The sequence below is a fragment of the Vibrio algarum genome, from assembly GCF_028204155.1.
Taxonomy (GTDB): domain Bacteria; phylum Pseudomonadota; class Gammaproteobacteria; order Enterobacterales; family Vibrionaceae; genus Vibrio; species Vibrio algarum.
Map to the genome: position 1 here is coordinate 3,233,570 of NZ_JAQLOI010000001.1, position 19,442 is coordinate 3,253,011.

The 19,442-nt window shown below is 41.3% G+C and carries 17 protein-coding genes, 9 tRNA genes and 3 pseudogenes; 25 read left to right on the top strand and 4 right to left on the bottom strand.

Features of this window, described 5'->3' with window-relative positions:
* Positions 1-12 precede the first annotated feature (12 nt).
* Positions 13-2,010 carry a transketolase gene (gene tkt / locus PGX00_RS15095; protein ID WP_272137823.1) on the bottom strand — a complete coding sequence of 666 codons (1,998 nt, stop codon included), beginning with the start codon at positions 2,008-2,010 and terminating at the stop codon, positions 13-15.
* 364 nt (positions 2,011-2,374) lie between these two features.
* On the opposite strand from tkt, the gene metK reads away from it, so the two are divergent.
* From metK to ruvX, 6 genes and pseudogenes are all read left to right on the top strand, one after another.
* Entirely contained in the window at positions 2,375-3,526 is a 1,152-nt protein-coding gene (gene metK / locus PGX00_RS15100; protein WP_272137825.1) for a methionine adenosyltransferase, read from the top strand.
* Positions 3,527-3,608: 82 nt separating this feature from the next.
* A complete protein-coding gene (locus tag PGX00_RS15105; RefSeq protein WP_272137827.1) occupies positions 3,609-4,109 on the top strand; it encodes a SprT family zinc-dependent metalloprotease in 501 nt (166 codons plus the stop codon).
* A gap of 118 nt (positions 4,110-4,227) precedes the next feature.
* Positions 4,228-4,958: pseudogene (rsmE, locus tag PGX00_RS15110) on the top strand (16S rRNA (uracil(1498)-N(3))-methyltransferase).
* A gap of 56 nt (positions 4,959-5,014) precedes the next feature.
* Positions 5,015-5,962: a glutathione synthase gene (gshB, locus tag PGX00_RS15115; RefSeq protein ID WP_272137829.1), complete on the top strand. Its 948-nt coding sequence runs from the start codon at positions 5,015-5,017 to the stop codon at positions 5,960-5,962.
* A gap of 76 nt (positions 5,963-6,038) precedes the next feature.
* On the top strand, positions 6,039-6,602 hold the full coding sequence (locus tag PGX00_RS15120) for a YqgE/AlgH family protein (RefSeq protein ID WP_272137831.1): 564 nt from the start codon (positions 6,039-6,041) through the stop codon (positions 6,600-6,602).
* 34 nt (positions 6,603-6,636) lie between these two features.
* Positions 6,637-7,071, top strand: a complete 435-nt coding sequence (gene ruvX, locus PGX00_RS15125; protein ID WP_272137833.1) for a Holliday junction resolvase RuvX — start codon at positions 6,637-6,639, stop codon at positions 7,069-7,071.
* A 51-nt stretch (positions 7,072-7,122) separates the two neighbouring features.
* Here ruvX and PGX00_RS15130 read toward each other — a convergent pair whose 3' ends face one another.
* Both PGX00_RS15130 and PGX00_RS15135 read right to left on the bottom strand, forming a co-directional pair.
* Positions 7,123-8,226 carry a PilT/PilU family type 4a pilus ATPase gene (locus PGX00_RS15130; RefSeq protein ID WP_272138095.1) on the bottom strand — a complete coding sequence of 368 codons (1,104 nt, stop codon included), beginning with the start codon at positions 8,224-8,226 and terminating at the stop codon, positions 7,123-7,125.
* A gap of 7 nt (positions 8,227-8,233) precedes the next feature.
* A pseudogene (locus PGX00_RS15135) lies at positions 8,234-9,273 on the bottom strand (type IV pilus twitching motility protein PilT).
* Between the two features lie 24 nt (positions 9,274-9,297).
* Here PGX00_RS15135 and PGX00_RS15140 point away from each other — a divergent pair.
* The 6 genes from PGX00_RS15140 to hemW are packed head-to-tail and all read left to right on the top strand — an operon-like array spanning position 9,298 to position 13,529.
* Positions 9,298-10,008 (top strand): YggS family pyridoxal phosphate-dependent enzyme, encoded by a 711-nt coding sequence (locus PGX00_RS15140; RefSeq protein ID WP_272137835.1) that lies wholly within the window; start codon positions 9,298-9,300, stop codon positions 10,006-10,008.
* Positions 10,009-10,038: 30 nt separating this feature from the next.
* Entirely contained in the window at positions 10,039-10,857 is an 819-nt protein-coding gene (gene proC, locus PGX00_RS15145) for a pyrroline-5-carboxylate reductase (RefSeq protein WP_272137837.1), read from the top strand.
* Positions 10,858-10,898: 41 nt separating this feature from the next.
* Positions 10,899-11,453 (top strand): YggT family protein, encoded by a 555-nt coding sequence (locus PGX00_RS15150; RefSeq protein WP_272137839.1) that lies wholly within the window; start codon positions 10,899-10,901, stop codon positions 11,451-11,453.
* Positions 11,453-11,740, top strand: a complete 288-nt coding sequence (gene yggU, locus PGX00_RS15155; protein WP_272137841.1) for a DUF167 family protein YggU — start codon at positions 11,453-11,455, stop codon at positions 11,738-11,740. Before PGX00_RS15150 ends, yggU begins: the two co-directional genes overlap by 1 nt.
* 16 nt (positions 11,741-11,756) lie before the next feature.
* Positions 11,757-12,377 (top strand): XTP/dITP diphosphatase, encoded by a 621-nt coding sequence (locus PGX00_RS15160; RefSeq protein ID WP_272138097.1) that lies wholly within the window; start codon positions 11,757-11,759, stop codon positions 12,375-12,377.
* A 3-nt stretch (positions 12,378-12,380) separates the two neighbouring features.
* Complete coding sequence (gene hemW, locus PGX00_RS15165; protein ID WP_272137843.1) at positions 12,381-13,529, top strand: radical SAM family heme chaperone HemW; 1,149 nt, start codon at positions 12,381-12,383, stop codon at positions 13,527-13,529.
* A gap of 73 nt (positions 13,530-13,602) precedes the next feature.
* Here hemW and trmB read toward each other — a convergent pair whose 3' ends face one another.
* Positions 13,603-14,322, bottom strand: a complete 720-nt coding sequence (gene trmB, locus PGX00_RS15170; protein WP_272137845.1) for a tRNA (guanosine(46)-N7)-methyltransferase TrmB — start codon at positions 14,320-14,322, stop codon at positions 13,603-13,605.
* Between the two features lie 162 nt (positions 14,323-14,484).
* Here trmB and mutY point away from each other — a divergent pair.
* The 13 genes and pseudogenes from mutY to PGX00_RS15235 all read left to right on the top strand — a co-directional run bounded on the left by mutY (position 14,485) and on the right by PGX00_RS15235 (position 19,162).
* Positions 14,485-15,563, top strand: a pseudogene (mutY, locus tag PGX00_RS15175) (A/G-specific adenine glycosylase).
* Positions 15,560-15,832, top strand: a complete 273-nt coding sequence (locus tag PGX00_RS15180) for an oxidative damage protection protein (RefSeq protein ID WP_272137847.1) — start codon at positions 15,560-15,562, stop codon at positions 15,830-15,832. The pseudogene mutY and the gene PGX00_RS15180 overlap by 4 nt, the downstream one beginning before the upstream one ends.
* A 54-nt stretch (positions 15,833-15,886) precedes the next feature.
* Positions 15,887-17,026: a membrane-bound lytic murein transglycosylase MltC gene (mltC, locus tag PGX00_RS15185; RefSeq protein ID WP_272137849.1), complete on the top strand. Its 1,140-nt coding sequence runs from the start codon at positions 15,887-15,889 to the stop codon at positions 17,024-17,026.
* 137 nt (positions 17,027-17,163) lie between these two features.
* Positions 17,164-17,239, top strand: a tRNA-Phe gene (locus tag PGX00_RS15190).
* 54 nt (positions 17,240-17,293) lie between these two features.
* A tRNA-Thr gene (locus tag PGX00_RS15195) sits at positions 17,294-17,369 on the top strand.
* A 6-nt stretch (positions 17,370-17,375) separates the two neighbouring features.
* A tRNA-Phe gene (locus tag PGX00_RS15200) sits at positions 17,376-17,451 on the top strand.
* Positions 17,452-17,457: 6 nt separating this feature from the next.
* Positions 17,458-17,533 (top strand) — tRNA-Asn (locus PGX00_RS15205).
* 286 nt (positions 17,534-17,819) lie between these two features.
* Positions 17,820-17,895 (top strand) — tRNA-Phe (locus PGX00_RS15210).
* 48 nt (positions 17,896-17,943) lie between these two features.
* Positions 17,944-18,019, top strand: a tRNA-Thr gene (locus PGX00_RS15215).
* 19 nt (positions 18,020-18,038) lie between these two features.
* Positions 18,039-18,114 (top strand) — tRNA-Asn (locus tag PGX00_RS15220).
* A gap of 34 nt (positions 18,115-18,148) precedes the next feature.
* Positions 18,149-18,224 (top strand) — tRNA-Thr (locus PGX00_RS15225).
* A gap of 13 nt (positions 18,225-18,237) precedes the next feature.
* A tRNA-Asn gene (locus tag PGX00_RS15230) sits at positions 18,238-18,313 on the top strand.
* A 654-nt stretch (positions 18,314-18,967) separates the two neighbouring features.
* Positions 18,968-19,162: a hypothetical protein gene (locus PGX00_RS15235; RefSeq protein ID WP_272137850.1), complete on the top strand. Its 195-nt coding sequence runs from the start codon at positions 18,968-18,970 to the stop codon at positions 19,160-19,162.
* Positions 19,163-19,442 lie beyond the last annotated feature (280 nt).

Below are 19,442 nucleotides of genomic sequence, written 5' to 3' on the forward strand. Positions count from 1 at the left end.
CTCAACGAGTTATTACGCAAGCACTTCGTTCGCGGCTTTAACTACGTTCTCAACTGTAAAGCCGAACATCTTAAATAGTTCGTCTGCTGGCGCTGATTCACCAAAGGTGCTCATACCGATAACACGTCCGTCAAAACCAACGTACTTGTACCAGAAGTCAGCAATACCTGCTTCAACAGCAACACGTGCTCTCACGTCAGCAGGAAGTACTGCTTCACGGTAAGCCGCATCTTGCTTATCAAATACATCCGTAGCAGGCATAGAAACAACACGTACTTTCTTGCCGTCAGCCGTCAGTTGCGCCGCCGCTGCAACGACTAATTCAACTTCAGAGCCAGTGGCAATAAGAATAAGCTCTGGCGTACCATCACAATCTTTCAGTACGTATCCACCTTTCGCAATGTCAGCCACTTGAGCGGCATCACGCTCTTGCTGTGCGAGGTTTTGACGAGAGAAAATAAGTGACGTAGGGCCATCTTTACGCTCGATTGCAAATTTCCACGCTACAGCCGATTCCACTTGGTCACATGGACGCCATGTGCTCATGTTTGGCGTTAAACGCAGTGATGAAACTTGCTCTACAGGTTGGTGCGTTGGACCATCTTCACCTAAACCAATGGAATCGTGCGTATACACCTGGATGTTTTGCACTTTCATCAGTGCAGCCATACGAAGTGCGTTACGAGCGTATTCCATAAACATTAGGAAGGTGGCACCGTAAGGAACAAAACCGCCATGAAGGGCTAAACCGTTCATGATAGCGGTCATACCAAACTCACGTACACCGTAGTGAATGTAGTTACCTGAAGCGTCTTCTGGTGTGATGGACTTAGAGCCAGACCACATGGTGAGATTTGACGGTGCAAGGTCCGCAGAACCACCCATAAACTCAGGAAGCATAGTACCAAACGCTTCTAAAGCATTTTGAGACGCTTTACGTGACGCTATGTTTGCAGGGTTTGCTTGAAGGTCAGCAATGATTTGAGACGTTTTTGCTTCCCATTCTGCTGGTAGTTCGCCATTTATGCGACGTTTGAATTCAGCTGCAAGCTCTGGATATGCTGCTTCATAAGCTGCAAATTTCTCGTTCCACGTCGCTTCCTTAGTTGCGCCTGCTTCTTTTGCAGACCATTGCGCATAGATTTCCGACGGAATTTCAAAAGGACCATACTCCCAACCCAGTGCTTTACGTGTTGCAGCGATTTCGTCTGCGCCTAGCGGTGCACCGTGGCAATCGTGAGAGCCTGATTTGTTAGGAGAACCAAAACCGATAACGGTTTTAGTACAGATAAGCGTTGGTTTGCCAGTTTCTGCTTTTGCTGCTTCAATAGCCGCATTGATAGCGGCGGCATCGTGACCGTCAACCGCTGGAATAACATGCCAGCCGTAGGCTTCGAAACGCTTAGGTGTGTCGTCAGAGAACCAACCTTCTACTTCACCATCAATTGAGATGCCATTGTCATCCCAAAACGCGATAAGTTTACCAAGGCCTAAAGTACCCGCAAGAGAACATGCTTCGTGAGAAATACCTTCCATTAGACAGCCATCACCCATAAACACATAAGTGTTATGGTCAACAACGTCATGGCCTTCTTGGTTAAACTGAGCCGCTAATGACTTTTCCGCCAGTGCCATACCAACCGCGTTAGTGATACCTTGGCCTAGTGGGCCAGTGGTTGTTTCAACACCCGGTGCATAACCATATTCTGGGTGACCCGGTGTTTTAGAGTGCAATTGACGAAAGTTTTTCAGATCCTCAATTGAAAGATCGTAACCAGTGAGGTGAAGCAGGGAGTAAATCAGCATTGAGCCGTGGCCGTTAGAAAGAATAAAACGGTCGCGGTCAGCCCACTCTGGGTTTTGTGGGTTATGGTTTAGGTGGCCACGCCAAAGTACTTCGGCAATGTCAGCCATACCCATAGGTGCGCCTGGGTGACCTGAGTTGGCTTGTTGAACACCGTCCATGCTAAGGGCACGGATTGCATTTGCTAATTCTTGTTGGGAAGGCATGTCTGCTCCTGAGTAGATACGCGAATTCGATAATTAGGGTAATCGCTAGTTAACCTGAACTATGGTTAATTAATAGCGGCGCTATTCTCTCAAAGCGAAATTAGGACTGCAATCGATTTCCTTATCGATTATTCACGAACATTTAACACTTTTTGATGAAAATAATTTTATTTGCCTAAATTTACATTCATTCAGTCTATGATCTCGCTCAGAAAAAACTTGTAATTTGAACTCCAAATACTAAAATAGACGTCTAGATGTAGAAACGCCCATTTGCAATGTCGTTTTTACACACTGATTATTTTATTTTTTAGAGATGCATTTTTGCATCTTTTTTTAACGTTTTAATACGGAGCTATCTACTATGGCTAAGCACCTGTTTACTTCTGAATCAGTATCAGAAGGACACCCAGATAAAATCGCAGATCAGATATCAGACGCTGTTCTTGATGCAATTCTTGAACAAGATCCTAAAGCCCGTGTAGCTTGCGAAACTTACGTAAAAACTGGCATGGTTATGGTAGGTGGTGAAGTAACGACATCTGCTTGGGTTGATATTGAAGAAATCACGCGCCAAACCGTTCGTGAAATTGGTTATGTTGGTTCTGATATGGGTTTCGATGCGGACTCTTGTGCCGTACTAAACACTATTGGCAAACAGTCACCAGATATCAACCAAGGTGTTGATAAAGCCGACCCGAAAGACCAAGGCGCTGGTGATCAAGGTATTATGTTTGGTTACGCAACAAACGAAACTGAAGTATTAATGCCAGCTCCTATTACTTATTCTCACCTGCTTGTTCAGAAACAAGCTGAAGTTCGTAAAAATGGAACACTAAACTGGTTACGTCCAGACGCCAAAAGCCAAGTTACCTTTCAATATGAGCAAGGTAAAATTGTTGGTATTGATGCCGTTGTTCTTTCTACACAGCATTGCGATTCTATTTCTACACCAGACCTACGTGAAGCCGTAATGGAAGAAATTATCAAGCCTGTTCTTCCTTCTGAGTGGTTAAACAAAGATACAAACTTCTTCATTAACCCAACGGGTCGTTTTGTTATTGGTGGTCCAATGGGTGACTGTGGTCTTACTGGCCGAAAAATCATCGTAGATACTTACGGTGGAGCTGCTCGTCACGGTGGCGGTGCATTTTCTGGTAAAGATCCATCAAAGGTTGACCGCAGTGCCGCTTATGCTGCCCGCTATGTTGCTAAGAATATTGTTGCTGCTGGTTTAGCAGATCGCTGTGAAATTCAGTTGTCCTACGCCATCGGTGTTGCCGATCCAACATCTATCATGGTAGAAACATTCGGAACTGAAAAAGTATCCCACGATACTATCATTAGAGCGGTTCGTCAGTTCTTTGATCTCCGCCCATATGGTCTGCAAGAAATGCTGAACCTTCTTCAACCAATCTATAAGAAGACCGCCGCATACGGTCACTTTGGTCGCGAAGAGTTCCCGTGGGAAGCGACAGATAAAGCCGCGCTTCTACGTGATTTTGCAGGGCTGTGAAATTCTAAATAGTAACAAGGTAGAATTCGCCTTATAATTAACGCCTCAGATAATACTGAGGCGTTTTTTTAGGAGTTAATTTTTGGGCAATATCGAACTTACTTATCAGGCACAAAAAGCATTGTCCCACCATGTTGCCACTGCCAATCAATATTTTGATCAAACATTTCCACTGCCAGAGCTCAACTTTAGATTAAGAGGGAAGGTAGCAGGAAAAGCTTATTTTCAAAATTGGGAAATTCGTCTTAATCCCATCCTCCTTAGCGAAAACACTGAGCAATTCCTGCAAGAGGTAATCCCGCATGAATTAGCTCATTTAATTACTTTTCGTTTATTTGGCCGAGTTAGGCCTCATGGGAAAGAGTGGCAGAAAGTCATGGAACAAGTCTTTTCCCTCAATGCAAAAACCACACACAGCTTTGAAGTTACTTCCGTCCAAGGGCAAACCTTTGAATATCAGTGCAAATGTAACTCCTATCCACTTACTATTCGTCGCCACAACAAAGTTTTAAAAGGCAGTACACAGTACAGTTGTCGAGAATGCAAACAAGAATTAATTTATACGGGAATACAGCTATCCTAGTGAGTTTGTTAGAACCAACGGGAATAGCTTAAGATAAACAACCTAGCTTAAGGCCCTTGTTTTTTCGTCAGAATGCATCCATGTTATCAGCAGAAAATAATACTCAGGACCACCAACAATGCGCCTACCTCGAATTTATCATCCAGAGATCATAACGAATCTTGGCATCACATCACTTGGTGATGACGCAGCAGGCCATGTTGGCCGCGTACTCAGAATGAAACCAGGTCAAGAAGTCCTATTATTTGACGGCACAGGTGCACAGTTTCCAGCCAAAATTACAGAAGTCACTAAGAAGTCCGTTCTTGTCGACGTACTTGAAAAAGTTGAACATAGAATTGAATCCCCTTTAGATATCCATTTAGGTCAGGTTATTTCTCGTGGCGACAAAATGGAATTTACCATTCAGAAATCAGTCGAATTGGGTGTGAACACTATTACTCCCCTTATTTCAGAAAGGTGTGGTGTTAAGTTAGACACTAAAAGGTTTGAAAAAAGCTTCAGCAGTGGCAAAAGATCGCCATTGCTGCATGTGAACAGAGTGGAAGAAATCTAGTCCCACTGATTCGACCAATCATGCAATTAGAAGAATGGTGTGCTGAAGAGGATGATGCGCTAAAGTTAAATCTTCACCCCAGAGCCAAATATTCGATAAATACGCTCCCAGAGCCAGTTGAAAAAGTCAGGCTACTTATAGGCCCTGAAGGTGGTCTATCCGCAGAAGAAATAGCCAAAACCGAGTCTTACCAATTTGAAGAGACATTGTTAGGCCCTCGAGTATTAAGAACAGAAACCGCAGCACTAACGGCAATTACCGCATTACAGGTTCGCTTTGGCGATCTTGGTTAATTTAACCTTGAACTCTAAATAATTTACCTCGGCGACCTCAAACATAGGAGAACACAATGATTAAACTCGGCATAGTAATGGACCCTATTTCGTCCATTAATATCAAGAAAGACTCTAGCTTTGCCATGATGCTTGAAGCCCAAAAACGCGGCTACGAAATTCACTATATGGAGATGAATGATCTCCATTTAGATCAAGGTGTTGCCGTTGCTGATACAAAAATCGTAACATTAAAAGAAGATCCCACATCATGGTTCGAGTTCACAGCAGAACAAACAATTGAGCTTTCCGAACTAGACGCGGTACTAATGCGTAAAGATCCCCCTTTTGATACTGAATATATTTATGCGACCTACATTTTAGAGCGCGCGGAAGAAAATGGTGCTTTAATTGTAAATAAGCCACAAAGCTTACGTGATTGTAATGAAAAACTATTTACCGCTTGGTTCCCAGAGCTTACACCAACCACAATCGTGACCAGAAAAGCAGAAAAAATTAAGGCATTTCAAGAAGAGCATGGCGATATTATTTTAAAACCATTAGATGGAATGGGTGGCGCTTCAATTTTTCGCGTGAAGCAGGGAGATCCAAATGTTTCAGTTATTATCGAAACATTAACCAATCATGGTCAAAATTACGCAATGGCTCAAACCTTTGTTCCAGATATCAGCAATGGCGATAAGCGGATTTTAGTGGTTGATGGCGAGCCTATGCCTTATTGCTTAGCTCGTATTCCTGCCGAAGGGGAGACACGAGGTAACCTTGCTGCAGGCGGACGAGGTGAGGCAAGACCATTAAGTGAAACAGACAAAAAAATAGCTTTAGCTGTTGCACCGACACTGAAAGAAAAAGGACTAATATTTGTAGGTCTAGATGTCATTGGTGACAAACTAACAGAAATAAATGTCACAAGTCCAACTTGTATAAAAGAAATAGAAGCTGCATTCGATGTGTCAATTACAGGAAAATTAATGGATGCAATTGAACGTCGAATAAACAGATAGTCAAGTAAATAGACTGTCAAATAGGCTGTCCAGGCAGCCCCTTTCCTCGACGTTTAGATTGAGCAATGGAGTTTATATGAATTTATCTAACCACTTTTTAGTCGCAATGCCAGGCATGCAAGATCCTCTCTTCCATCGCTCTGTGATTTATATTTGCGAACATAATGAAGATGGTGCAATGGGTATAGTAGTCAACTCCCCTATCGACATAACCGTAGGAGGAATGCTGAGAAAAGTGGATGTAGATTCCATTCATCCGCAGATTCACAAAGAGAGCCTAGAGGCCGCAGTGCTTAGTGGCGGTCCAGTATCGGAAGATCGAGGTTTTATTCTTCATGAACCTAAAGATAACTACCAATCAAGCATTCAAATGACGGATCATCTTAGTGTGACAACCTCAAAAGATATATTAGGTGTCCTAGGAACAGAAGCCGAACCTAAACACTATATCGTTGCTCTAGGTTACTCTGGTTGGACTGCTGGGCAGTTAGAACATGAACTGGCGGAAAACTCTTGGTTAACCGTAGAGGCCGACCCCATCGTAATATTTGAAACTCCGGTACAGGAAAGATGGCAGAAAGCAGTAAAAATGCTCGGTGTTGAACCATCTCAATTATCAGCAGATGCTGGACATGCATGAATAAGCTAAAAACAAATATAACTAAGAGTACAAAATGAGTTCTAATTCTAAAACCATCATCGCTTTTGATTTCGGAACAAAAAGTATCGGAAGCGCGGTTGGACAAGAAATAACAGGTACAGCAACACCCTTAAAAGCCTTTAAAGCGAACGATGGTGTTCCAAATTGGGACGACATAGAAAAACTACTTAAAGAGTGGCAGCCTGATCTAATTGTTGTTGGCCTCCCAACAGATCTGCACGGTAAAGATTTAGAAAGCATTACACCACGAGCTAAAAAATTTGCTAACCGACTTCATGGACGCTTTGGCTTTGCTGTCGAACTGCATGATGAACGACTTTCAACAGCTGAAGCAAGGGCAGATCTATTCGAAATGGGTGGATATAAAGCGTTAAGCAAAGGCAATATAGATTGCCAGTCCGCAGTGGTTATTTTAGAGAGTTGGTTTGAAGCCCAATGGAATGAATAAACAATAATTAGCGATAATTACAACTAATTATCGCTAATTCCGCAGACTCAATTAACCCATATCTATTTTGACACCAGCAAGTGCGCTGGTGGACACATCACCACTATTCGTCTTCAACATTAATCTCAAATCATTTGCTGAGTCAGCGCTGTGTAATGCATCGGCTTCTGTAATCTTGCCTTCACTCACTAATTGATAAAGCGATTGATCAAATGTTCTCATGCCGGCTTCAGAGGACTTGACCATTGTTGACTTCAGTTCATGGAGTTCACCTCGACGAATCAAATCTGCTACTCGAGGAGTATTAAGTAACACCTCAAATACACCATGCCGACCACGCCCACTTTTATCCACCACTAACTGCTGAGCAATTATCCCTTTTAAATTACTGGATAAATCATACAAAAACTGCTCTTTATGATCTTTAGGGACTAAATTTAGAATTCTTTCCAACGCTTGATTAGCATTATTGGCATGTAACGTAGCCATACAAAGATGGCCTGTCTCTGCGAATGTCATCGCAAACTCCATCGTTTCACGACTGCGAATTTCACCAATTAAGATCATATCTGGAGCTTGACGAAGAGAGTTTTTCAGCGCGACTTCATAGCTTGCCGTATCTAATCCGACTTCCCTTTGCGTAACAATACATTGATTATGCTCATGCACAAATTCAATAGGATCTTCCACTGTCAAAATATGTCCACTTCTATTTTGATTACGATATCCAGTCATCGCTGCCATCGTCGTCGATTTTCCCGAACCTGTCGCCCCAACAATCAACACCAATCCTCTTTTTCCAATAGAAAGCTCTTTCAAGACATCTGGAAGCTTCAGATCATCAAAACTAGGGATTTGTGTCTCTATTCTCCTTATTACGGCGCCAGGCAGCTCTCGTTGGAAAAAAGCACTAACCCGATAACGGCCACTATCGCGTACGATAGCAAAATTAGCTTCTTTGGTTCGAATAAACTCAGTTGTTTTATCTTTATCCATTAGAGCATCAAGTAAAGATGTGACACCTTCTTGATCTAACTTTTTTCCAAAGGGGCGCAGTTGCCCATCTATACGCAATAAACAAGGAGAATCAACAGTAATATAGATATCCGAAGCCTTATTACTCGTCATCTCATGCAATAAGGCATTAAGATCCATCGTGTTATTATCCAAATGGCATTGCCTCCATTTCGATTTTCTTATTCACTTCATCAAGATCGACTAAATTCTTTGCCACTAGTTGTTTAGCACTCTGTTCCATGGTTCTCATACCAACGGAAGAACCCGTCTGAATAATAGAATACATCTGAGCCACTTTGTCTTCTCGAATCAGGTTACGGATTGCTGGAGTACCCATCATGATTTCGTGGCATGCTACTCGACCGCCACCAATTTTTTTAATAATTTCTGTGCAATGACAGTCCTAAGAGATTCAGAGAGCATAGAACGCACCATCGATTTATCACTGCCTGGGAATACGTCGATTATACGGTCAACAGTTTTTGCAGCAGAACTTGTATGCAAAGTTCCAAATACCAAATGCCCAGTCTCTGCTGCTGTTAACGCTAAGCTAATGGTTTCTTGATCTCTTAATTCCCCGACAAGAATAACATCGGGGTCTTCACGTAGAGCAGATCTTAACGCGGCTTTAAAACTGTGGGTATCTTTATGAACTTCACGCTGATTAATCAAGCACTTAATATTCGAATGCACAAATTCAATTGGATCTTCAATAGTCAAAATATGTTTATTGAAATTACGATTGATGTGATTAACCATCGCCGCCAGGGTTGTCGATTTACCAGACCCAGTTGGCCCCGTAACCAACACTAAACCTTTTTCCATTTCAGATATCTCACTGAAAATTGGTGGAGCATCTAGCTCTTCCAATGTAGGTATATCCATAGGAATAGTTCGTAAAACAGCTGAACAACCACGTCTTTGATTGAAGGCATTGATACGAAAGCGACCAATTTGTGGAATCTCATACGAAAAGTCGACTTCTAACTTTTCTTCAAATTCACTTCGTTGTGCATCTGTCATTATTTCAAACAGAAGGTGATGTACCTCAGAATGACTTAAAGCTGGTACACCTAGCTTCCTAACATCGCCATCAATGCGTATCATAGGGGCTACACCAGCAGAAAGATGTAGATCTGAGGCATTATGTTTTACACTAAAATCTAATAACTCAGCGATATCCATATAAATTCCTTAATAAAGTCAATTATGTATAGTATTCAACAAAATATAGAACAGGTCACTAAACAGATTCGTACAGCTGAACATAAGTGTGGTCGAGTGCCAAGTTCTGTGCAACTTTTGGCCGTAAGTAAGACTAAACCTATAGAAGTTATAAAGGCGGCAATAGAAGCGGGACAAAAAGCATTCGGTGAAAACTACGTCCAAGAAGGTGTTGAAAAAGCACAGTATTTTACTGAACATTATAAAAACTCCGGACTAGAATGGCACTTCATTGGTCCAATTCAATCCAATAAAACAAAACCTATTGCCGAGAACTTCCAATGGGTTCACTCTATCGATAGAAGTAAAATAGCTCAACGTTTAAACGACCAAAGGCCAGAAAATCTGCCACCGTTACAAGTTTTAATACAGATAAACATAAGTGGTGAAGAATCTAAATCAGGCACATCTGAATCTGAAGTTTTTCAGTTAGCTGAGTTGATTTCTTCTCTCCCAAACCTCACCTTAAGAGGGTTGATGTCTATTCCTGCAAATGTATCCAGTTATCAATCCCAACTAAATGCATTTACAAAACTTTCGGCTATTCAGAGTAAACTTGCTGATAAATATACAAATGTAGACACACTATCCATGGGTATGAGTGGTGATATGGAAGCGGCTGTTGAAGCTGGTAGCACAATGGTACGTATTGGAACTGCTATCTTTGGTGCTAGAGATTACACTACTAAGTCTTAATTTATTGTTAAATATGGAAGAGGTTAGTCAATGAAAAATAGAAAGATCGCCTTTATTGGTGCAGGTAATATGGCTCGTTCGATTATTGCAGGCCTTACATCAAGTGGCTTTGATTCCAGCGATATTACTGCTACTGATCCAAATAAAGAGCAGCGCGATTTACTGACTAATTTATACGATATTAATACCACAGGAGACAATGCAGAGGCCGCGGACAACGCTAATGTTATCGTTCTTGCAGTAAAACCTCAGATTATGGAACTAGTATGTGGTGGTTTAACCAATATCGATTTATCAAATAAATTGGTTATTTCTATCGCTGCTGGAATTTCAGCCTCTAGGTTAAATGAATATTTAGAAACTGAAGTAAACCTTGTTCGCGTGATGCCAAATACACCAGCGTTAGTGAGCAAAGGAATGAGCGGTTTATACGCAACGCCTTCTGTAAGCAGCGATGATAAAACTTTCGCTAGCCAATTAATGCAAGCCGTAGGTGAAGTTTGTTGGGTGGAAGAAGAATCTGCAATCAATAACGTCATTGCAGCAGCGGGTAGTGCTCCAGCTTACTTTTTCCTATTTATGGAAGCGATGCAAAATGAAGCAATGGCACAAGGTTTTGACAAAGATACGGCAAGGTTACTTGTTCAACAGTCTGCCCTTGGTGCCGCTGAAATGGTCATTGCCAATGCGGATATTGATATTTCAACATTAAGAGAACAGGTTACTTCTAAAGGTGGCACTACTGCCGAAGCCTTACGTACTTTTAATGAGCACCAACTTACAGAGATCGTCGCCAAAGCAATGCAAGCGGCCGTTTCTAGAGCAGAAGAGATGGAAAAGCTCTTCTAATATCCGAATAATCAACTAGTTTTAATCTTTAAGGGTCCACAATGAATTCAATGAACTTCCTTATATCCACCGTGTTTGATCTTTACATTATGGTGGTGCTACTGAGAATATGGTTACAAGTGGCTCGTGCCGATTTCTATAACCCGTTTTCTCAGTTTATAGTTAAGGCCACTCAACCTATTGTCGGCCCGCTTCGCCGAATAATCCCATCAATAGGTAGCCTAGATTTAGCCACATTACTGTTTGCTTATCTATTATGTGTAATAAAATTTGTTGCTTTGATATTAATCGCAAACGGTACACTCGTGTTTAGTATCGATTTCTTAATTTTTGGTTTCTTGTCGTTGGTGAAAGCTGCTGGTGGTCTACTGTTTTGGGTACTACTACTCAGAGCAATATTGAGCTGGGTAAGCCAAGGTCGCAGCCCCATTGAATTTGTTTTTCATCAATTAACGGATCCGATGCTTGCGCCAATTCGTCGTATTATTCCTGCTATGGGCGGTTTTGATTTAAGCGTATTGGTACTATTTATTGCGCTGCAATTTGCTAGTTTCTTAATGGGCGACCTAATCGGACCTATTTGGTATCAACTATAATGACAGCAGTAATACAAGATCACGATGATCTTGTTCTGAAGCTCTATATCCAACCTAAGGCCAGCAGAGACAATATTGTTGGTTTACATGGAGAAGAGCTTAAGATTGCAATAACGGCACCACCCGTGGACGGGAAAGCAAATATATACCTGACTAAGTTTCTATCTAAACAGTTCAAAATAGCAAAAAGCGATATTAAGATAGAAAAAGGAGAGTTAGGTAGACACAAGCAAGTAAGAATATGCTCCCCATCCCAAATTCCAGACATAATTAAAGCTCTCTTATGAGAGCTTTTTAAATTTCATTGATTGCGAAGAACAGAACTATGACAAAAAAATCGTACTGGCGACAGGAAATCAAGGCAAAGTAAAAGAGATGGCTGACTTACTTTCTGATTTTGGTTTCGATGTATTGGCCCAAAGTGAATTTAATGTTTCTGAAGTCGAAGAAACAGGCACAACCTTCATTGAGAACGCCATAATAAAGGCTCGACATGCGGCAAAAGAAACAGGCTTACCAGCAATAGCTGATGACTCTGGTCTAGAAGTGGATAGCTTGTTGGGTGCACCAGGCATCTATTCCGCGAGATATTCTGGTGAAGGTGCAAACGATCAAAAGAATTTAGAAAAGCTACTAGAGAATATGGTTGATGTACCAGATGCAAAAAGAACAGCGCGTTTTCACTGTGTCTTAGTATTAATGAAGCACGAAAATGACCCTACACCTATTGTTTGCCATGGCAAATGGGAAGGTAAAATTCTAACCAAACCAAGTGGGGAAAATGGTTTTGGATATGACCCTGTATTTTGGGTACCAGAAACAAACTGCGCATCCGCTGAACTAGAGTCGGCGCAGAAAAAACAACTATCGCACAGAGGCAAAGCGCTTAAACAATTATTCGCTACGTTAAGCGGTGAACAGTAACTGATGTTGACTCCTCCTAATTTAAGTCTTTATGTACATATCCCTTGGTGTGTACAAAAGTGCCCGTATTGCGATTTCAATTCTCACGCATTAAAAACTGAGATACCAGAAAAGCAGTATATTGACGCCTTACTAGAAGATCTAGATACCGATATATCAAGGTATTCACTGAATAATGACAGCAGAAAACTGCACTCCATTTTTATTGGAGGCGGAACACCCAGTTTAATATCACCCAACGAAATCGGTCGATTGTTAGCAGGTATAAAAGCCCGACTTCCCTTCAAAGAAAACATTGAGATCACTATGGAGGCGAATCCAGGCACCATCGAAGCGACACGTTTTGAACAATACCAAAAAGAAGGGGTCACTCGTATTTCGATAGGAATACAAAGCTTTGAACAATCAAAGTTAAAAAGATTGGGTAGAATTCACGGTAAAGAGGAAGCCGTCAAGGCAGCACAATTAGCCCATAATATAGGGCTAAATAGCTTTAACTTAGACTTAATGCACGGTCTTCCAGAACAGAGTGTCTCACAAGCTCTGGTTGACCTAGAAAAAGCGATTGGACTTAATCCTCCGCATCTTTCTTGGTACCAACTAACTATTGAACCCAACACACTTTTTCATTCAAAACCGCCAACTTTACCTGACGATGATCAGCTTTGGGATATTTTTGATCTCGGTCATCAAAAACTTTCTAAAGCAGGCTATGTTCAATACGAAATATCTGGTTATAGCAAGCCTGGCTATCAATGCCAACACAACCTGAACTACTGGCGTTTTGGTGACTACTTAGGCATAGGTTGTGGTGCACATGGGAAACTCAGTTTCGTCAACGGAAAAATAATTCGAACAACCAAAGTAAAACATCCTAGAGGTTACCTAAATCTAATTAAACCCTACCTACAAAGTGAAATAGAGGTAGAGGAGAACGACCGCCCATTTGAGTATTTTATGAACCGTTTCCGACTCATTGAAGCCTGTCCAAAAAAAGATTTCATTGAAACAACAGGATTAAGCATTAAAGCTATCCAACCCAAAATCGACTGGGCAAAATCTAAAGGGTACTTACAAGAGAGTGAGTCAACTTGGCAGGTTACAGAAAAAGGGAAGCTGTTTTTAAATGACTTATTGGAAGGTTTTATGTGACATTGATTTGTAGAATATAACTAAAGAGCACAATGCGCTCTTTAGTTAGTAAATAGGCATTCAAATAACCATATTAGCCGATGCGCTTAAACTTAATATCCCAAACCCCATGCCCTAACCTGTGGCCTCGGGCTTCGAACTTAGTTAATGGTCGCTCTTCTGGACGTGGAATATAATCACCATCTGACGAAATATTTTCGTAACCAGGTGCTTCATTCATCACTTCAACCATATGTTCAGCATAATTTTCCCAGTCAGTCGCCATATGGAATACACCTACATCAGCAATTAACTTTTGGCGTACCATCGCGGCAAAACCCAACTGAACAATACGACGCTTATGATGGCGTTTTTTATGCCATGGGTCTGGAAAGAAAAGCTGCAATGTGGTCAAGCTGCCATCAGGGATCATATGTTCAAACACTTCTACCGCATCGTGACACATCACTCGAAGGTTAGTTACTTCAGCTTCATTAGCCGCACTCAAACAAGCACCAACACCAGGGCTATGTACTTCAATACCAATAAAATTCTTTTCAGGTGCGTTTTTAGCCATTTCAACTAATGATGCGCCCATACCAAATCCAATTTCCAAAACAACAGGATTATCGTTGCCAAACACGTCATTCCAATTCAACAAAGTATCTTGATAATCGATGCCCATTGTAGGCCAACACTCGGCTAACGCAGTTTCCTGCCCTTTTGTTAAGCGCCCTTCACGACGTACAAAGCTACGTATTTTTCGTACTAACTTGCCATCTTCGGTATATTCGTTTGTCGTTACTTCGCTCATTGGTTTTGCCTGTTCATTGTTCAATCAAAGCGTGGATTATCCAAAGTTTTACCCTTCGTGCAAGGAGTTTTATTTAAAAATACCCCCAAAATATATGTGTTTTACACGCATCCTTAATTGTGGTGCAATTTCATTCCAAATAAAAACAGAAAAGAGAATGTTGTGACCCCATTTGCTAAGGCTATATTAAGTTGGTATCAATCCTTTGGGCGAAAGAGCTTACCTTGGCAACAGAATAAGACTCTATATAGGGTTTGGTTGTCAGAAATCATGCTACAGCAGACCCAAGTCACCACAGTCATACCTTATTTTGAAAGGTTTGTAGAAAAATTTCCTACGGTAAGTGACCTTGCTGACGCACACCAAGACGAAGTTCTTCATTTATGGACAGGCCTAGGCTATTACGCGAGAGCACGTAACCTACATAAAGCGGCCAAAATAGTTGCCGAAACTCATGGTGGCGAATTCCCAAATGATATTGAACAAATGAACGCACTTCCTGGTGTAGGACGCTCTACAGCCGCCGCAGTACTGTCTTCGGTTTTAAAAAACCTCACGCAATACTGGATGGTAATGTGAAACGCACACTATCTAGAGCATTCGCGGTAGAAGGTTGGCCAGGTAAAAAGAGTGTAGAAAATCAGTTATGGGATTTGGCTGAAATGCATACCCCAAGTACAGAAGTGGATAATTACAATCAAGCTATGATGGATATGGGGGCGCTTGTTTGTACACGCAGTCGACCTAAATGCCAGCTATGTCCAATTAACACGCGTTGTAAAGCATATAAACAAAATCGACAACTTGAGTTTCCCACCAAGAAACCTAAGAAAGAAAAACCAATCAAAGAGACTTGGTTTGTAATTCTATATCACGACAATAAAGTATGGTTAGAACAAAGGCCACAAACCGGAATTTGGGGTGGACTATATTGTTTTCCTGACAACAATGAACCCGATATTATCCATCAGTTAGACATGCGAGCTATCCCACAACATCATATTGACGTTCAACAAACTCTAATAAGTTTCAGACACACATTCAGTCATTATCACTTAGATATTACGCCAGTACTTATCAAATTAACAAAGCAACCTGATTTGATAATGGAAGGAACGAAAGGTCTCTGGTATAACATATCTCAACCCGAAGAAGTGGGGCTTGCTGCCCCTGTCAAACAGCTGATACAAAGCCTTGCTTTTGAAATGCATCTTCTGGAACCAACAAAGGAAAAATTATGAGTCGTACCGTATTTTGTGAGCGCCTAAACAAAGAAGCTGATGGATTAGATTTTCAACTCTATCCAGGAGAACTAGGCAAACGTATTTTTGATAACATATCGAAAGAAGCGTGGGCACTTTGGCAAAGCAAACAAACAATGCTAATCAATGAAAAAAAACTCAACATGATGGATCCTGAGCACAGAGCATTATTAGAAGATGAAATGGTCAAATTCCTCTTCGAAGGTCAAGATATCGTTATTGAAGGCTATACGCCACCAAGTAAATAACTTTTTGTTGTTTAACAAGATGGCTGTAAGCCATCTTTCTTGTTTATAGACCATATGAAAAAATACCTAACTTTAATATTAATCATACTGTTAACTGGCTGTAGTCGCGAGTTCGTGGAAACTCACCTCTATGCCGTGGATTATGAGCCTACAAATCGATTTGCTAAAAACTTAGCCCAGCTTCCCGGTCAATTTCAAAAGGACCAAGGAGCATTAGATGCACTGATAGGCAGTTTTTCAGGAAATATTGAAAAGCGCTGGGGAAGCCATGAAATACGTATGGCTGGAAAAATCAATTACGTAAAATACATCGACAATTATTTGAGCCGATCTGAAGTTAATTTTTCCGCCGGTACGATTGTAGTGGAGACTGTATCTCCGACAGATCCCAAAAAACACTTAAAAAACGCAATTATCACAACACTGCTCACACCGGATGATCCCGCTAGTGTCGACCTTTTTTCTTCGTCTAGCATCACGCTAGAAGGGCAACCATTTCTCTATAAACAAGTCATAGATCATGAGAAACAACCGATTCAATGGCGCTGGCGCGCAAATAGATATGCGGATTACCTTATTGCTAATCAACTAAAAACAAAAAACGTTGATTTCAAAAAAGCATACTATGTAGAAATACCCATGGTAAAAGAACACTATCAAGTTAGAAGTTACAAATACGCTAATATTGTACAAAAAGCATCCCAAAAATATGACATACCTGAAGATCTTATCTACGCGATTATAAAAACAGAAAGTAGCTTCAACCCTTATGCCGTCAGTTGGGCAAATGCTTATGGGTTAATGCAGGTAGTTCCAAAAACTGCAGGCGCTGATGTATTCAAGCTCGTTAAGAAAAAACCAGGAATACCAACTCCAGAATATTTATTTGATCCTGAGAAAAATATAGATACTGGAACCGCTTATTTTTATATCCTAAAAAACAGATATTTAAAGGATGTTAAAAATACACTTTCATTAGAGTACAGCATGATTTCTGCCTATAACGGTGGGACAGGTGGTGTACTCAATACCTTTGATAGAGGCAGCAGAAGCAGGGCTATGACACAATTAAACTCACTGCAACCTAATCAAGTCTATTGGGCTTTAACCCAAAAGCATGCGAATAGTGAGGCAAGGAAATACCTTCAGAAAGTGACAAATTTTAAAAAGGAATTTAACTCGACGCAAAGCTAACAACTCTCTAAAACGAGCAAATTTTCGACATGGAAGTTAAAATTGTCTAAATTCGCGTCAAACAGTCACTTTTTTACTATTTATTTGCAAAAACAAGTTGACGATAGGCTCGAAAATCCGTTTAATAGCGCTCCGTTGCCCGGATAGCTCAGTCGGTAGAGCAGAGGATTGAAAATCCTCGTGTCGGTGGTTCGATTCCGCCTCCGGGCACCACAATTTGATTGTTGGTGTTTAAGACGTCAACATAAAAAGCAAAAAATAAAGTGCGCCGACTTAGCTCAGTAGGTAGAGCAACTGACTTGTAATCAGTAGGTCACCAGTTCGATTCCGGTAGTCGGCACCATTTTTTGCCTCGATAGCTCAGTCGGTAGAGCAGAGGATTGAAAATCCTCGTGTCGGTGGTTCGATTCCGCCTCGAGGCACCATATAATTCCCCCTTAGTTCAGTTGGTAGAACGGCGGACTGTTAATCCGTATGTCGCAAGTTCAAGTCTTGCAGGGGGAGCCACATTGAAAAGCCATCTCGAAAGAGATGGCTTTTTTTTGCACTGTCACTAATGCCAACATAAGAATAAATAACCACAACTTCAATTTACCTTTTAAAAAAACGTTCTCACTGCTTATTTTAGATAGCAAATCATTCTTTTCATAATCCCTTGAACTATACAAACAAGCACTTTCAAGCATACTAACTAGACTAAACAGCTCGTTAAGTACAAAAAAACATCAAACGCAATATTTTTTACTATTATCTATTGACCTTAACAAAGAAAAACCGTTTAATAGCGCCCGTTGCCCGGATAGCTCAGTCGGTAGAGCAGAGGATTGAAAATCCTCGTGTCGGTGGTTCGATTCCGCCTCCGGGCACCATATTTAAAATTGGTGTTCATTTGGACATTAATTTGAAAGAAAATACGGGCCGACTTAGCTCAGTAGGTAGAGCAACTGACTTGTAATCAGTAGGTCACCAGTTCGATTCCGGTAGTCGGCACCATTTTTCTTAACGTTATAATTCCCTTTTAGTTCAGTTGGTAGAACGCCGGACTGTTAATCCGTATGTCGCTGGTTCAAGTCCAGCAAAGGGAGCCATATTTAAACATTATGCAAATGCTTAATGTTCGGCGCCGACTTAGCTCAGTAGGTAGAGCAACTGACTTGTAATCAGTAGGTCACCAGTTCGATTCCGGTAGTCGGCACCATCACAAAATCTGTTCCCTTTTAGTTCAGTTGGTAGAACGCCGGACTGTTAATCCGTATGTCGCTGGTTCAAGTCCAGCAAAGGGAGCCACTTTCAAAAGCCATGTCGAAAGACGTGGCTTTTTTTATTCTCACTCACCCTACATCCCCATCTCCTCGCTAACGAAATAATTTCATACCCAACAAATTCGTTTTAGTTTTAAATTATGAAACCCGCTCCAGTATCTTTTACTACGTGTGTTAAGCCAAGAACCAAACATTAGCTTTAGGGAGCTCTAGAGCGACTCACAGTGAATATTAACTCTACGTTTATGAAGTTACGTTAATATTAACGCAACTTATCCCTGCCGCCACTAGAGGAGCAATTTTCACTGCTCTTTAACTCTTATACCGCATCACAGATTACTTGAAGAATCTTTTCAATATTTTTAAGTCGATTAACGAATTTCCAATATCACCTAGGAAATTAATACGTCACGCTATATTGCATAACAAAACGCTCCGTAAAGGCTTCTAGTCCACGTTGGATAGAATTCTAGACTGATAGGTAGGTTTTTGTTTTCGGTGTGCTAGATAAGGTCTGAGGGCGGTAATGTTCTTGAAAAGTCGTTTAAACTCGGAAGTACTTGAATACGCTTTTAGCAATACCATTAAACAACTGATCAGATAAATTGTGTTCAATTGATCACGCATCAAAGGCAATGATTGGCCTTTACAAAGAGGACAAGGAGGTCTTAAGCGGTCTGTGAACCGAATAAATTTTGATCCCATCATTGATGTCAGTGTAATTGGATACCAAACGCAAAAAAGCCGCAGCATTTCTGCTGAGGCTTCTAATATATTGCGTAAGATAATGGCGGAGTGGGCGGGACTTGCTCTCTACTTGCAATTACGCGCATTCTCCGGCGTGACAGGCCGGCTTCCTCTAACAAAAAGCTAACCAACTGAACGGCCACATCACAGGGCATTCTTTATGCACCAAACGCAAAAAAGCCCCAGCATTTCTGCTGAGGCTTCGTAATACATTGCGTAAGATAATGGCGGAGTGGACGGGACTTGCTCTCTACTTGCAAATACGCGCGTCCCCCGGCGTGACAGGCCGGCTTCCCCTAACAAAAAGCTAACCAACTGAACGACCACATCGCAGAGTATTCTTTATGCACCAAACGCAAAAAAGCCCCAGCATTTCTGCTGAGGCTTCGTAATATACTGCGTAAGAT

Bases quoted from the DNA above. Each gene is read 5' to 3' on its own strand.
- metK (WP_272137825.1), top strand. From the start codon at position 2,375: ATGGCTAAGCACCTGTTTACTTCTGAATCAGTATCAGAAGGACACCCA.
- PGX00_RS15120 (WP_272137831.1), top strand. From the start codon at position 6,039: ATGAATTTATCTAACCACTTTTTAGTCGCAATGCCAGGCATGCAAGAT.
- ruvX (WP_272137833.1), top strand. From the start codon at position 6,637: ATGAGTTCTAATTCTAAAACCATCATCGCTTTTGATTTCGGAACAAAA.
- gshB (WP_272137829.1), top strand. From the start codon at position 5,015: ATGATTAAACTCGGCATAGTAATGGACCCTATTTCGTCCATTAATATC.
- trmB (WP_272137845.1), bottom strand. From the start codon at position 14,322: ATGAGCGAAGTAACGACAAACGAATATACCGAAGATGGCAAGTTAGTA.
- mltC (WP_272137849.1), top strand. From the start codon at position 15,887: ATGAAAAAATACCTAACTTTAATATTAATCATACTGTTAACTGGCTGT.
- PGX00_RS15180 (WP_272137847.1), top strand. From the start codon at position 15,560: ATGAGTCGTACCGTATTTTGTGAGCGCCTAAACAAAGAAGCTGATGGA.
- yggU (WP_272137841.1), top strand. From the start codon at position 11,453: ATGACAGCAGTAATACAAGATCACGATGATCTTGTTCTGAAGCTCTAT.
- hemW (WP_272137843.1), top strand. From the start codon at position 12,381: ATGTTGACTCCTCCTAATTTAAGTCTTTATGTACATATCCCTTGGTGT.
- PGX00_RS15150 (WP_272137839.1), top strand. From the start codon at position 10,899: ATGAATTCAATGAACTTCCTTATATCCACCGTGTTTGATCTTTACATT.
- tkt (WP_272137823.1), bottom strand. From the start codon at position 2,010: ATGCCTTCCCAACAAGAATTAGCAAATGCAATCCGTGCCCTTAGCATG.
- PGX00_RS15130 (WP_272138095.1), bottom strand. From the start codon at position 8,226: ATGGATCTTAATGCCTTATTGCATGAGATGACGAGTAATAAGGCTTCG.
- proC (WP_272137837.1), top strand. From the start codon at position 10,039: ATGAAAAATAGAAAGATCGCCTTTATTGGTGCAGGTAATATGGCTCGT.
- PGX00_RS15140 (WP_272137835.1), top strand. From the start codon at position 9,298: ATGTATAGTATTCAACAAAATATAGAACAGGTCACTAAACAGATTCGT.